At 72.4% G+C, this 13,355-nt stretch carries 13 protein-coding genes; 5 read left to right on the forward strand and 8 right to left on the reverse strand.

Features of this window, described 5'->3' with window-relative positions:
* From ABZS66_RS41300 to ABZS66_RS41320, 5 genes are all read right to left on the reverse strand, one after another.
* On the reverse strand, positions 1-877 hold an 877-nt coding region (locus ABZS66_RS41300; RefSeq protein WP_354767666.1), incomplete at its 3' end, for an HAD-IC family P-type ATPase.
* Positions 874-2,523, reverse strand: coding sequence for a potassium-transporting ATPase subunit KdpA (gene kdpA / locus ABZS66_RS41305; protein WP_354767668.1), 1,650 nt, complete (start codon positions 2,521-2,523; stop codon positions 874-876). The genes kdpA and ABZS66_RS41300, both read right to left, overlap by 4 nt.
* On the reverse strand, positions 2,523-2,612 hold the full coding sequence (gene kdpF / locus ABZS66_RS41310) for a K(+)-transporting ATPase subunit F (RefSeq protein ID WP_354767670.1): 90 nt from the start codon (positions 2,610-2,612) through the stop codon (positions 2,523-2,525). Before kdpF ends, kdpA begins: the two co-directional genes overlap by 1 nt.
* The gene (locus ABZS66_RS41315; RefSeq protein WP_354767672.1) at positions 2,609-2,905 is read right to left on the reverse strand and encodes a hypothetical protein; all 297 of its coding nucleotides are present in this window, start codon (positions 2,903-2,905) and stop codon (positions 2,609-2,611) included. The genes kdpF and ABZS66_RS41315 overlap by 4 nt, the downstream gene beginning before the upstream one ends.
* Positions 2,906-3,138: 233 nt before the next feature.
* A complete protein-coding gene (locus ABZS66_RS41320) occupies positions 3,139-3,591 on the reverse strand; it encodes a universal stress protein (RefSeq protein WP_354767674.1) in 453 nt (150 codons plus the stop codon).
* Between the two features lie 463 nt (positions 3,592-4,054).
* Between ABZS66_RS41320 and ABZS66_RS41325 the strand changes: the two genes are divergently transcribed.
* The 3 genes from ABZS66_RS41325 to ABZS66_RS41335 all read left to right on the forward strand — a co-directional run bounded on the left by ABZS66_RS41325 (position 4,055) and on the right by ABZS66_RS41335 (position 7,646).
* Entirely contained in the window at positions 4,055-5,500 is a 1,446-nt protein-coding gene (locus tag ABZS66_RS41325) for a hypothetical protein (protein ID WP_354767676.1), read from the forward strand.
* Between the two features lie 31 nt (positions 5,501-5,531).
* On the forward strand, positions 5,532-6,482 hold the full coding sequence (locus ABZS66_RS41330) for a DUF6569 family protein (RefSeq protein ID WP_354767678.1): 951 nt from the start codon (positions 5,532-5,534) through the stop codon (positions 6,480-6,482).
* A 270-nt stretch (positions 6,483-6,752) separates the two neighbouring features.
* The gene (locus ABZS66_RS41335) at positions 6,753-7,646 is read left to right on the forward strand and encodes a hypothetical protein (RefSeq protein WP_354767680.1); all 894 of its coding nucleotides are present in this window, start codon (positions 6,753-6,755) and stop codon (positions 7,644-7,646) included.
* Between the two features lie 6 nt (positions 7,647-7,652).
* Here ABZS66_RS41335 and ABZS66_RS41340 read toward each other — a convergent pair whose 3' ends face one another.
* Positions 7,653-8,240, reverse strand: a complete 588-nt coding sequence (locus ABZS66_RS41340) for a TetR/AcrR family transcriptional regulator (RefSeq protein WP_354767682.1) — start codon at positions 8,238-8,240, stop codon at positions 7,653-7,655.
* Between the two features lie 53 nt (positions 8,241-8,293).
* On the opposite strand from ABZS66_RS41340, the gene ABZS66_RS41345 reads away from it, so the two are divergent.
* Positions 8,294-9,070, forward strand: coding sequence for a class I SAM-dependent methyltransferase (locus ABZS66_RS41345; protein ID WP_354767684.1), 777 nt, complete (start codon positions 8,294-8,296; stop codon positions 9,068-9,070).
* A 3-nt stretch (positions 9,071-9,073) separates the two neighbouring features.
* Here the strand turns inward: ABZS66_RS41345 and ABZS66_RS41350 are convergent, their stop codons facing one another.
* Both ABZS66_RS41350 and ABZS66_RS41355 read right to left on the reverse strand, forming a co-directional pair.
* Positions 9,074-11,479: a penicillin acylase family protein gene (locus ABZS66_RS41350; protein WP_354767686.1), complete on the reverse strand. Its 2,406-nt coding sequence runs from the start codon at positions 11,477-11,479 to the stop codon at positions 9,074-9,076.
* 42 nt (positions 11,480-11,521) lie between these two features.
* Positions 11,522-12,655, reverse strand: a complete 1,134-nt coding sequence (locus tag ABZS66_RS41355) for a type III PLP-dependent enzyme (RefSeq protein WP_354767688.1) — start codon at positions 12,653-12,655, stop codon at positions 11,522-11,524.
* Between the two features lie 146 nt (positions 12,656-12,801).
* Between ABZS66_RS41355 and ABZS66_RS41360 the strand changes: the two genes are divergently transcribed.
* Positions 12,802-13,350 carry a hypothetical protein gene (locus ABZS66_RS41360; protein WP_354767690.1) on the forward strand — a complete coding sequence of 183 codons (549 nt, stop codon included), beginning with the start codon at positions 12,802-12,804 and terminating at the stop codon, positions 13,348-13,350.
* Positions 13,351-13,355 lie beyond the last annotated feature (5 nt).

Consider the following 13,355-nt stretch of genomic DNA (forward strand, 5'->3'; position numbering starts at 1 on the left):
GGACGAGGCGGTCCATGCCGGCGATGCCGATCGCTGACAGCAGCGCCCCGATCGTTGTCGGGATGAGGCAGACCAGCAGCGACACGAGGACGATGCCGGTGACGCCGTCGGCGTTGAGCGCCGCGGAGTCGGGCGCGAACGCCTGGACGGCCTTGGAGTAGATCGCGAGCGGCTGCAGCGTCGCCACGGCCAGCAGGAAGATGATGGTGAGGCTGGCCAGGAGGATGTTCAGCGCGATCTCGTTCGGCGTCTTCTGCCGGTTGGCGCCCTCGACCAGGGCGATCATCCGGTCGACGAAGCTCTCGCCGGGCTTCTGGGTGATCTTCACGACGATCCGGTCGGAGAGCACCTTGGTGCCGCCGGTGACGGCGCTGCGGTCGCCGCCGGACTCGCGGATGACGGGCGCCGACTCGCCGGTGATCGCCGACTCGTCGACGGAGGCGATGCCCTCGATGACGTCGCCGTCGCCCGGGATGATCTGCCCGGCCTCGACCACCACGACGTCGCCCCGCTGCAGTTCGGCGGCGGGGACGCTCTCCTCTTCGTTGTTCCTGAGCCGGCGGGCCATCGTGTCGCGCTTGGCCTTGCGCAGGGTGTCGGCCTGCGCCTTGCCCCGGCCCTCGGCGACGGCCTCGGCCAGGTTCGCGAACAGCACGGTCAGCCACAGCCAGACGGTGATCGCCCAGGCGAACCCGCTCGGGTTCGCGACGGCGAGGACGGTGGTGAAGACCGAGCCGACCTCGACGATGAACATGACCGGGTTGCGCCACAGGGTGGCCGGGTTGAGCTTGCGCAGCGCGTCGGGGAGGGACTTCCACAGCTGCGCCGGGTCGAGGAGTCCGCCGGCGACCCGCCGGGTCGTCACTGGGGTGGTCATTGGATGCCTTCCGCGAGGGGGCCGAGGGCCAGCGCGGGCAGGTAGGTCAGCGCGACGACGACGATCGTGACGCCGACCACCATGCCGACGAACAGGGGCTGGTAGGTCTTGAGCGTGCCGGTGGTCTCGGGCACGGGTTGCTGCCGGGCGAGGGAACCGGCCAGGCCGAGGATGAAGATGATCGGGAGGAACCGGCCCAGCAGCATGCACAGGCCGAGGGCGGTGTTGTAGAACTCGGTGTTCACACTGATCCCGGCGAACGCCGACCCGTTGTTGTTCGACGCCGACGTGAACGCGTACAGCACCTCGGACAGACCGTGAGCGCCGGTGTTCAGCATCGAGGAGCGGGCCTTTTCGGAGGCCATCGCCACCGCGGCGCCGATCAGCACGAGCGCCGGGGTCGTCAGCAGATACAGCGACGCGAACTTGATCTCCCGCGCCCCGATCTTCTTCCCCAGGTACTCCGGCGTCCGCCCCACCATCAACCCGGCCACGAACACCGTGATCACCGCCAGGATCAACATCCCGTACAACCCGGATCCAGTGCCACCCGGCGCCACCTCACCCAGCATCATGTTCAGCATCGTGACCATGCCACCGAGCGCCGTGTACGAGTCGTGGAACGAGTTCACCGCACCCGTCGACGTCAGCGTCGTGACCGCGCCGAACGTCGCCGAGTTCGACACCCCGAACCTGGCCTCCGTGCCCTCCGTCGCCGCACCCACCGCCGACGGGACCGTCCCACCCGCGTGCAGCTGCAGCGCGTTGATCGCCACCACACTGCCGATCGCCAGGATCGCCATGATGCCGGCGATCGCCAGGCCCTGCCGCTTGTCGCCGACCATGCGGCCGAACACGCGCGGGAGGGTGAACGGGATGAGCAGGATCAGGAACAGCTGGATCCAGTTGGTCCAGCTCGTCGGGTTCTCGAACGGGTGCGCACTGTTGGCGTTGTAGAAACCACCACCGTTCGTACCGAGTTCCTTGATGACCTCCTGGCTGGCCACCGGCCCGCCGGTGATGTGCTGGGTGGCGCCGGCGAGGGTGGTGATGTCGGTGCCCGCGCTGAGGTTCTGGACGGCGCCGCCGATGATGAGCACGGTCGCGCCGATGACGGCGACGGGCAGCAGGATCCGGACGCAGATCCGCACCAGGTCGACCCAGAAGTTGCCCAGCTGGTCGGTCTTGCTGCGCACGAACCCGCGGACCAGGGCGACAGCGACGGCGACACCGACGGCCGCCGAGGTGAAGTTCTGCACCGCCAGGCCGGCCATCTGGACCAGGTGACCCATCGTCGACTCGCCGGAGTACGACTGCCAGTTCGTGTTCGTCACGAAACTGACCGCCGTGTTCCACGCCTGGTCAGGCTTCACCGGATCGAAACCCAGACTCAGCCACAGATGGTTCTGCACCCGCTGGAACAGATACAGGAACAGAATCGACACCGCGGAGAACGCCAGCACGCTACGGGCATACACACCCCACGACTGCTCGCCGTCCGGATTGACACCGACCGCCTTGTAGACCACACGCTCGGCCCTCATGTGCCGGGTCGACGTGATCGCGCGGAACATGTAGTCGCCGAACGGGCGGTACACCACCACCAGGGCGAGGACCAGCGAGGCGATGAAGATTACTGGGATCATCAGAACCGCTCCGGGAAGAGCAGGGCGGCCACGAGGAACGCGGTGAGGCCCACCGCGAGCACGAGACCGACGAGATTTTCGGCGTTCACAGTTTCTCCACCGCCCGTACCGCGAGGCCGAGGAGCGCGAAGGCCGCGATCGTCAGCAGTACGAACACCAGGTCACCCACGGGAGGTCTCCTCCTTGGTCTTGAGTGGCAGCAGGGGCACGGGACCGTCGGCGGCCAGCCACGCTCGCGCCCACGCTCGCGTCCGGGCTCGCGTCCGGGCGAGTTCCTGCCGGTGATGGACGTGTCCCGGGGCGTGGGCGGCCGGCCGGCGGCCGCGGCGCCCGCGAGCACGGCGAGGCGCGGCGCGGCGCTCGGCCCGTGCCCGCTGAGCATGCCCAGCTCGTTGATCGGGAAACCGGCGAGCAGCGGCCGCGCGAGGCCCGCGGTCGCTCGTCACCCACCCGGCTACGGCGCCCACCGCGCTCATCCCGCACCCCGCTCCTTGCGTGTTCCCGGGCCTTCCGTCCGGCCCCGGTGCAAGTGAAGGCGCGCCGCGTGCGGCCGCCCAGGTGCGTTGACGAAATCCCTACGCGGCCCTGACGCTTCTTGACGCCGTCTTGACGCGGTCAGTGCTTGCTGAGCTCCCGGCGCAGCATCCGGTAGGGTCGGCGCCGGGCGAGCTCGGGCTGCGGCACCACGACGACGGGGCAGCGCGCGGCCCGAGTGCAGGCCCGCACCACCCAGCTGCGCCCGGCCGCCCCGAGCACGAGCAGGTCGTCGTCGCCGGCCAGGTCGAGCAGCACGTGATCGGCCCGCCCGACCGGCGCGGCGACGAGCACCTCGACGTCGTCCGGCGCCCCACCGGCCGCGCTGGCGAACGCGTCGACCACGTACCGCTGCGCCTCGGCCCGCAGCTCCCGCTGCCACTCGGTCACGGCCGGCCCGCGCCAGTGCGCCGGGAAGGCGAAGGCGCGCACCGCGTAGAGCGGCGCGCCGATCCGCCGGGCCTCCCCTAGCCCGTACCTGATGGCCGCCAGCCCGGCCAACGACTGCGAGACACCGACCACGATCCGCCGCATCCCTCGACGGTAGTGCCGCACACCCGACCCCGGCCGTGAAGATTTCGTCAAAATCGGCGCTGTGTCCATTGTGGATCCCGGGAGGATTCTGTCGTACCCCCGGTCTAGGGTCGGGGCATGGTTGAGGGACTGGTGGATTGGGACGCTCGCTTCGCCGCATCCCGGGCGGACTGGCGCAGGCGGCAGGCGGCCCGGCGGTCGGTGCGGGTGGAGTTCGGGACGTCCCGCCGGCACGGTCTGGACGAGCGGCACGCGATGCGGCTGGCCCGGCTGGACCTGGAGGCCCGCCAGCGCGACGTGGAGGCGGCGATGGCGGCGGCGGACGCCCGCCGGGCCCGCCTCGCCGCCGCGACGCCCGCGGCACCCCCGACTGCCGAGGGTGGGCGGCCCAGCACATCGAAAATGATTCGAGCCACTGAATATCCGGCTCCTACTCTCCCTGATTGTGGAGAGGAGGGGGACCGTGACCGCACAGTTCTTGGAGCATCTGCAGTCGCACGGGACCGCGGTGCGGGTGCCGCGCGGCAAGGATGTGGTGTGGGACGACGAGCGTCTGCACGCCGAGGCCTGGGGCGCGGATCCGCAGCGGTACGCGCTGGCGGCCCTCATTCCGGGGATGCCGGCCGCGCAGCGGGTCCGGGTGCTGCTGCAGCTGCTGCTCGCCTCGTGGGCCGGGCTCGACGCGCCGGCCCGGAGCACGCTGACGCGGGTGTGCCGGGTGCTCGCGCTCGGGCTGGCGCCGGCCGACGTGCTGACCGTGCTGCTCGCGGTGCGGCGCCGGCGGGCCAACCACCGGCACGTGACGCGGACCGCGCTCGCGCTCCTGCTGGAGCACCCGCGGGCCGCGGAGCTGGTCCGGGCCCGGCGCGGGGTTGCGGTGGACTGCTTCGAGCACGCCGTCGGCAAGCGGACCGCGCGCGCCTGTGCGCGACAGCTGGCCGAGGGGCGGCCGGTCCGGCACGCGCTGGCCCGGTTCGGGGCGGCGCCGCAGCGGGTCGGTGCACTGTACTCGCCCGTGGCCACGACCGAGATCGCGGCGCCGCCGGCGGTGGAGGCCGACCTCGACCTGGCCGGCGAGCGACCGGAGACGGTGACGGCGACGAACCGCGGCGACCTGGCCGCGACGCTCGTGCACCGGTTCCGGGGCGGCCCGAGCGAGGAGCTGACACCGGCCCTGGAGCGGTATGTCGGCGAGGCCACCGACGGCCTGCCCCGCTATGCGGGCACGGTCGCGCTGGTGCTGGACCGGTCGGCCTCGATGCGTGGGTACGGTGAACGGGAGTGGGCCGTGGCTTCGCAGGCGGAGGCGTTCCGGCTGGTGCTGGAGCGGGTGTGCGCCCGGCTCGTGGTGGTCCCGGTCGGCGGAGCGCCCGGCGCGCCGGCGGACGTCGTCGGACTGCCGGGTGGGGCCACCGATCTGGCGTCCGGGGTGCTCGATGCCGTTGCGGTGGGGGCTGACGTGATCGCGGTGGCGTCGGACGGGTACGAGAACGTGTACCCCGGTGATCTGGCCCGGGTCGTGGCGACCCTGCCGGCGATCGGGGTGCGGACGCCCGTGGTGTTCTGCCAGGCGACGTTCGGGCATGCCGATGACCTGTCGCTGCGGCGGCCCGCGCCGCGGGTGCCGCAGCGTGCGTTCTGGCACTCCGACGACCTCGGGGCGCTCGTGCTCTGGGTCCTGTCCCATGTGGACGGTGCGGAGGCCGAGCGGTGGATCGGCGTCGAGCTGCGGCGCCGGCTGGCGCTGGCCGAGCGGTCGCTGGCCGAGGCCGCAGACACCGGTCGGCCGCCGACCGACGCGAGCCAGGAAGGCGCCGGCCAGGGAGGCGCGGGCCGGGAAGGCGACGGCAGGGCCGCGACCGGCAGGGCAGGCGACGGGCAGGGCGGCGACAGCGAGGCGGAGCGGTGATGACTGAGCGAGAGCTGGGAGGAGGGCCACGATGAGCGTGCTTGACCTGGTGCCGGCGGATGTTTCCGGGTACCGGCTGGGGCAGCCGCAGCGGGCCGGGGTGCTGACCGTGGTGCCCGTGTTCGGGCCGGCGTATCCGGGGATCGTGCCGCCTCGCACCGGGCTGAAGCTCGGGCGGGTCGTCACCTACGGGTCCGTCGAGCTCACCAACCCGGCCCCGGCGGGGGTGGCGATCGTGCCGCTGCATGTGGGGTACATCCAGGACTCGGCGCAGAACCATGCGCTGTGCCGGTCGGCGTTCATCGCGGCCGGGCAGACGTTGCGGTTCGACGACGCCTGCTGCGTGCAGGAGTCGCAGGGCGGCTACCTGGCCGGGCGGGACCAGTGGTTCTTCGTCCTGCCCGTGGAGCTGCGCGGGGAGGCCCTCGCGCTGCGTGGGACGAACCGGTACAGCAAGCTGTGGGACGACATCTCGCGGTTCAACGGGCGGCACGGGCTGCCGCGACGGGGGCACCTCGAGCAGGTGCTGACCCGGCGGCGGGCTGGCCTCACGCAGTACCAGAGCCGCCTCGAGCTGCTCGACGGGCAGCTCGGTGCCGTGTTCTTCCTCGGGGAGCGGCTGGTCGGGGTGGAGATCGCGCCCGATCCGGTGTACTTCGCGGAGGTGTGGATGGCGCTGGTCTGCTTCGCCTACGGGCCGGCGGCGTGGTTCGCGGCGGACGAGGCGGAGGCGGACGGCGGGCCGTTCGCCGTGGACGGGCTGGCCGGGCTGCGCGGTGCGCTGGCCGAGCGGCGGCGGGCCGTCGCCGCCGAGGTGCGCGAGTGGCTGGCCGGCGCCGCGTGGCAGCTCGGGGAGCCGGTCGAGGAGGAGCGGTATCTCGACCTGCGACTGTCCACTGTGCTCGGTGATCGCGCCGGTGGGCAGATCGTGACCGACGGGCGACGGCTGGTGTACGCGTCGCTGTTCGCGCTCGCCGCGTAGCGTAGCTCGCACCGCGTGAAACCGAGTGGCCGCAACGAAAATGCGTTGACCGGACGGCTCGGCCGCGGTTGACTTGAGGTAGATGGCGGGACTGCGTCAGGCCCGGCGCACAGCCCCTCCGATTCCAGATCGGGGTCACAACAACACTGCGTCAATGGTAGTGATTGCCAATGTCGCCACGGCGCTGACCACCCACCCCGCCATCGCATACCTCGTTCGCCCCGGCATCCCTCTACAGGGGAGGCCGGGGCGAACTTTTATGATCGCGGCATGTTCCGCCTTCGCCGCCGCCCGGCCATGGAGTGGCCGGTGCTGGACCGCGACCCCGCCTACGACGACCTGGCGGGGCGGGACGCCCGCGACCGTGCCGCGCAGGGTGACTGGCTCGCCGCGCGGGACGTGCTCGCCGGCAGCGACTGGGAGCAGCGCGGGGTGCGGGTCCAGGAGCTCGCGGGGGTCGCGGCCGAGGACCGCGGCTGGCTCGACGCGTGGCTGGCCGAGGCGCCCGGCGATCCGGCGGCGGTCCTCGTCGACGGCGCGGCCCAGGCCCGCCGCGGCCAGCCGGGCGCCGAGGAGACGCTGCGGCGGGCCGCCGCGCTCGCGCCCCACGACCCGTGTCCGTGGGTCGAGCTGCAACGGCTGCTGCCCGACCGGACCGGCGTCGCCGCGGCGCTGCGCGAGGTCAAGCGGCGCGACCCGCACAGCTACGCGGGGCAGCGGGCGGCGCTACGCTTCGCCGGGTCCGACCGGGAGCGGTTCGCCGTCGCCCGGCTGGCCGCCGAGACCGCCCCGTCGGGGGCGGCGGCCTGCGCCCTGCCGGCCGAGGCGCACGTCGAGTTCGCGCGGCGCACGATCCGCGGGCCGGGCGCGTGGAACCGGCGGACGCTCGTCGCGCTGCGGCGGTACTTCGAGCGCGACGACGTCCACGACGAGATCGTCGCCGGCACCACGCGATGGCGGCAGGGGCGCGGGCCGCGCCTGATCGGGCCGCGCCACGCCGAGGCGGCCGCGTACTTCTTCGCCGACGACCGCGAGCGGCTGCGCATGGTCATCGAGGAGATTCATCCGTACCTCGGCGACGGCGAGCCCTGGAACCCGTTCGGCAAGGACGAGCGGGGCGACGTGCTCTACGTCGTGGCCCGGAACACGGCGCTGAACGGCTGACGCAGCCTAGGGGACGGCGCCGGCCAGGACGCTCGCCACGACGCGGGCGACGTCGCCGGGCGGGGGCGGGGTGTTGTCGCGGCCCGTGTACTGCAGGTGGCAGGTGCCGATGAGCATCGCCGCGAGGGTCTGCGTGTCGGCGCCCGCGGACAGCCGGCCCAGCTCGCGCTCCGCGGTGAGGTAGGCGCCGAGCAGCCGGGCCGCGTCGGTCAGCACCGGCACGCCGGCCGGCCAGGTCTCGCGCAGCCGGGCCCGCAGCTCGTCGCGGGCGATGACCAGCGGCACGAGCGCCACGGCCACCGACTCGAACAGCGCGGTCAGGGCCGCGGTGAGGTTGCCGGCGACGGTCCCCGTGCCGGCCGCCGCGGGCAGCTCCGCGACGCGCGGGTCCATCCGGGCCACCGTGTCGAGGACGAACTCGGCGAGAAAGTCGTCGAAGTCGGCGAAGTGCCGGTGCAGCACGCCCTTGGCGACGCCCGCCTCCGTGGTCACCGAGCGGCTGGTCAGCGCGGCCGGCCCGGCCCGCAGCAGGATCCGTTCGGCGGCGGCGAACAGCTGCTGCCGGGCGTCGCGCAGCGCTACTCCGGTGGGCACGGACGACAGCCTAACGTTGACAGAGTGGGCGCGTGCCCGTTTAGAGTGGGCGCATGGTCACTCAACCGCATGAGGCCCGGCAGATGGCGGAGTCGTTCGGGGTCGACGCCGAGCGCTACGACCGCACCCGCCCGGCGTACCCGGACGAGCTCATCACCAGGATCGCCGCGACCGGGGTGCTCGACGTCGGGTGCGGCACCGGCACGGTGGCCCGGCAGCTGCGGCAGGCCGGCTGCGCGGTGCTCGGCGTCGAGCCCGACGAGCGGATGGCCGCCGTCGCCCGGCGGACGGGGGTGGACGTCGAGGTGGCGACGTTCGAGGACTGGGCGCCGGCCGGCCGCACGTTCGACGCGGTCGTGGCCGGCACCGCGTGGCACTGGATCGAGCCGGTCGCCGGCGCCATCAAGGCGGCCGGGGTGCTGCGGCCCGGTGGCCGGTTCGCCGCGTTCTGGCACACGTTCCAGGCGCCGGCGGCCGTCGCCGACGCGTTCGCGGAGGCATTCCGGGCGGCGGTACCGGACGCGCCGTTCGACCCGCGGGGCGCCGCCGCCCAGGGCCCCGACCCGTACCGGCCGATCCTCGACCGGACCGCCGACGGCCTGCGGGCCACGGGCGGCTTCGGCGCGCCCGAGGAGTGGCGCTTCGCGTGGGAGCGGACCTACACCCGGGACGAGTGGCTGGACCAGCTGCCCACGTCGGGCGCGCTGACCCGGCTGCCCGCCGAGGCCCTGGCCGGGCTCCTGGTGGCGGTCGGCACCGCGATCGACGCGATGGGCGGCGGGTTCACGCTGCCGTACACGACGATCGCGGTGACCGCGACGAGCACCTGAGGGTCAGCCCCACACCGCCTTCACGGTCAGGGCCGGGTCGGCGCCGATCGACGCCTCGGAGTAGCGGCAGTCGCGCAGCTGCTTGTTCGTGAACATCCGGGTCTGGTCGGCGAAGAACGGCGACGCCGGGTTCGTCGACTGGCTGTAGGTGAGGATGCACTTGGCCGACGGCCCGGACGCGGTGTAGGCCAGCGTGAGCAGGAAGCTGGTGCCGTAGTTCACCACGTAGCCCTTGTCGGTGAGCTCGCTGCCCTCGGCGAAGGTGCCCGGGTCCATGAACGGCTCCAGGGACGCCCCCGGCGCCGGTGAGTACTGGGCCATGGTGGCGATGCCGACGAGCTCGGTCGACCCGGGAACCGGGATCTTCTGGCCGCCCTTCACGGTGTACTGCACCGTGGAGAGCGGCACGTTGAGCGCGAATCCGGCGGCCCGCACCCGCAGCACCGCGCGGGCCAGGCCCTGCAGCAGCGGGGTCGGCGACGCCGGGGTGCCGCGCGGGGTGCGCCCCGGGTCGGCCGGGTTGAACGCGACACCGAAGAGCGGGCCGGCGGCGGTGAGCCCGTCGGGGTACTGCCCGAGGACGGCCCCGATCGTCTCGCGCCACAGGACCGCGCCGCGGCTGGCCGGGTCGAACTTCCGGTCCCAGTTGGCCAGGGCGGTGCAGCCGGCGCTCACGTCGACGGAGACGCCGTCGACGACGACCGGCCGGGTGCCCTGGGCCCGGCAGGCGTTGACCGTGTAGCCGGTGAGCTCGGACGCGGTGAGCGAGTCGCCGGTCAGGATCGTGGTGCCGAGGGTGGCCAGGTCGAACCGGGCGACGCTGCCGATCAGCTTCAGGTTCTGCCGGCTGCGGGCGGTGAGCGGCGCGCCCTCGGCGCCCTGCAGCGGCGAGAACCCGGTGAGGAACTTGCCGGCGTTGGGCACCCAGTGGCTGTCGTTGGAGTTGAAGACGTAGTCGCGGCGCAGCAGCTGGGGCTGCTGAGCGAACGGGATGAGGCCGGGTGATCGGGCGCCCGCCACGGCCACCCAGGCGTTGCGGCTGTCGCTGCCGTTGAGCAGGTGCAGCGGGTTCGACGCCCACTCGGCGAGGGCCGACGCCGACAGGTTGGGGGTCGGGGAGGAGTCGGTGTACCACGCGTTGCCGCTCGAGTCGGTCGCGACCGTGTTCACCCACGGGATGCCCTGGTCGCGGCCGATCGACGCCTTGAGCCCGTTGACGTCGGTCGCCTTGGCCATGTTGAGCCAGACCCGCAGGAGCCGGTCGTTGTCGATGTTGGCGTCGCGGTAGGTGAACGCGGTCGTGTCGCTCCAGCCGAGCGACGGGTCGATCGGCGAGAGGTCGAGGACCGGGCCGTAGCGGGTCGACCACATGGTGCGGGTGACGTTCTGGAGGCTGCCGTCGGGCTGCTTGACCTTGACGGTGACGGTCTTGCCGGTCATCGCCTCGGCGACGCCGTCGACGTAGTAGCGGGTCGGCGCGCCGGGCACCAGGTCGACGGAGTAGAAGGTGAACCGGGCGCCGTCGGCGACGGTGTGGGTCCAGGCGACCTTGTCGGTGAAGCCGATCTGCACGCCGGGGATGCCGCCGAGGCTGGCGCCGTAGACGTTGACCACGCCGGGCACGGTGACCTGCGACTCCCAGAACTTGAGCTCGCCCTCCCAGGGGAAGTGCGGGTTGCCGACGAGCATGCCCTTGCCGGTCTGCGAGCGGTCGGCGCCGATCGCCCAGCCGTTGCTCGACAGCGGCTGCTCGCCGGTGATGGTGCGCAGGCCGTCGACGGTGACGGACGGCGCGATGTCGAGGGCCGCGGCGGCGCTGCCCGGCGGCTCGGCGAGGGCGATCGGGCCGACGAGCCCGTTGCCGCTGGCGAGCAGCGCGATGTCGCGCTGGTAGGCCAGGACGTCGACGGCGGTGATCGGGCCGATCCACGGCTGGCCGGCGCACCAGCCGGGCACGCGGGCGGCGCCGGTGGCGGCGAGGAACGCGTTGAAGCCGCGCACGTAGCCGTTGAGCACGTCGCGCTCCTCGGCGGTCAGCCGGGTCAGCTGCTCCTGGGCCCGGGCCACGACGCCGAGCGACTGGTAGGCGAAGTCGCTGGCGAGGTTGGCGCCGTCGGGGCCGGGGCCGAACCAGCGGGACCGCTCGCTGCGGACCTTGACCACCTGGTCGGCGAGGTCGCAGAAGCGGTCCTCGGCGTAGGCCCAGGCCTGGCCGAACGCGGCGCTGCCGAGGTTGGCGGCCAGGACGTGCGGCACGCCGTGTGCGGTGCGGCGGATGACGGCGGCGTAGCCGCTCGAGGCGGTCGCCGGATCCACGGCGAACGCGGCGGCCGCGTTCGCCACCACAGCCGCCGGGATCAACGCGATGAGGGCCGATATCAGACTGAGGACGCGACGAAGGGAAGACACGGTTCCTCCGGGATGTCGGTCGGGACCCCGCGACTGTACGCATCAGCGAGAGTACGCAGCGTCACCACTGGTTTCAAGAGCCACACCAGAAACACAACGGACCGTTGGGGGATCGAATCCGTTGAAACGCGAGGCATAGACGGTCGTGTAGGCGCCGGCGCAGCCGAGGTGCACCTCGTCGCCGGCCCGCAGCCCGGCCGACAGTTCGACGTCGAACATGATGGTGTCCTGGCTGTCGCACGTCGGCCCGGTGAGGTGGAACCGCTCGCGGCGGGCGTCGGCCCGCGAGTCGGTGACGGGGAAGCGCAGCTCGTTGCCGGTCTCCAGGCTCTCCATCAGCCCGTTGAAGGCGCCGACGTCGAGGTGCGCCCAGCGCCGGCCGTGCCGCACGGCGGTGCCGATCACGGTGGCCCGCAGGGTGCCGGCCTCGGCGACGACGGCCCGGCCCGGCTCGATCACAGTCTCCACCGGGTAGGGCAGCCCGGCGAGCCCGATGCCGATCGCGGCGGCGTAGTCCGACAGCGGCGGGAGCCGCTCGGCGGAGTAGCGGGCCGGGAAGCCGCCGCCGAGGTTCACCATCTGCAAGAACACGCCTTCCCCGGCCAACCTGTCCATCACGCGTGCGACCGCCCGCAGCGGCGCCCGCCACGCGTGGGCGAGCAGCATCTGCGAGCCGACGTGGAAGGCCACCCCGTACGGCCGCAGGCCCCGGTCCCGCGCGGCGAGCAGCAGCGCCGCGGCGGTGTCGGCGTCGACGCCGAACTTGCCCTCGCTGGGCACCCCGCTGCGGATCTGGTGCGCGGCCAGCCGGACCAGCACCGCCGCGCCGGGCGCGGCCGTGGCGAGCTTGTCCAGCTCCTCCTCCCCGTCGAACGCGAACCGCCACACGCCGGCCGCGTGCGCGGCGGCGATGTGCGCGACCGGTTTGACCGGATTGCTGTAGAGCACGCCGGCCGGGTCGGCGCCGACCCGGCGCAGGTCCTCCAGTTCGGCCGCGCTGGCGATCTCGAAGCGGCAGCCCAGCGACAGCAGGCGGCCGAGGATCTCCGGATGGGGGTTGCACTTCATCGCGTAGTGCACCGTCAGACCGGGCAATTCCGAGGTCAACGCCTGGTAGGCCTGGGTAACGGCATCGAGATCAATGAGTAGCTCCGGCGTCCGGAGGCGATGGTCCACGACCCCTCCACCAATGATGTAGACGACACCCTATATTGCGCAGGGTGACTTTTGTATTACCGTCAATACACCATCGATCGAAAGAAGTTGATCGAGTACACGACAGACCCAGGCTGCCCTGCCGACGGCGATCGGAGTACCAGGACATGAACGTCAAGATTGTCGATCTAGTGCAAGGCGATCTCCGCGAAGAGGCGTGGACGCTGTACTCGGATGCATTCAAAGAGCTCAACGCCCTCGCGGTGCAGCGCCACCTCATGTACCGCGGCGAGTTCGACGAGGTCATGGGCGACCCACGGATCCAGAAGTACCTCTGCCTCGACCTCGACGACGCGCTCCGGGGCATGTCCATCTACACCAACCAGCTCGACGCGGTCCCGTTGATCTCCCCGCAGTACTTCGAGCGCCGCTGGCCGGCCCACTACGCCGAACAGCGGATCTGGTACTGCGGGTTCGTCGCCACCCAGCAGGACGGCCGGGCGGCGACGGCGTTCGGCGAGCTGGTCTCGGCGATGTACTTCACCGCGGCGGGGCAGAACGGCCTCATCGCGCTGGACTTCTGCAACCGCACCGACGAGGTCCGCCACATGTCCCGCGTGGTGCGGCTCATGCTCCACCGGCTGTCCGGCGACGTGCGCGCGGAGCGCATCGACGAGCAGCAGTACTGGCTCTACGACTTCCCCTCAGCCGCGTAGCGGCC

This window comes from Dactylosporangium sp. NPDC005572 (assembly GCF_040605515.1).
GTDB lineage: Bacteria > Actinomycetota > Actinomycetes > Mycobacteriales > Micromonosporaceae > Dactylosporangium.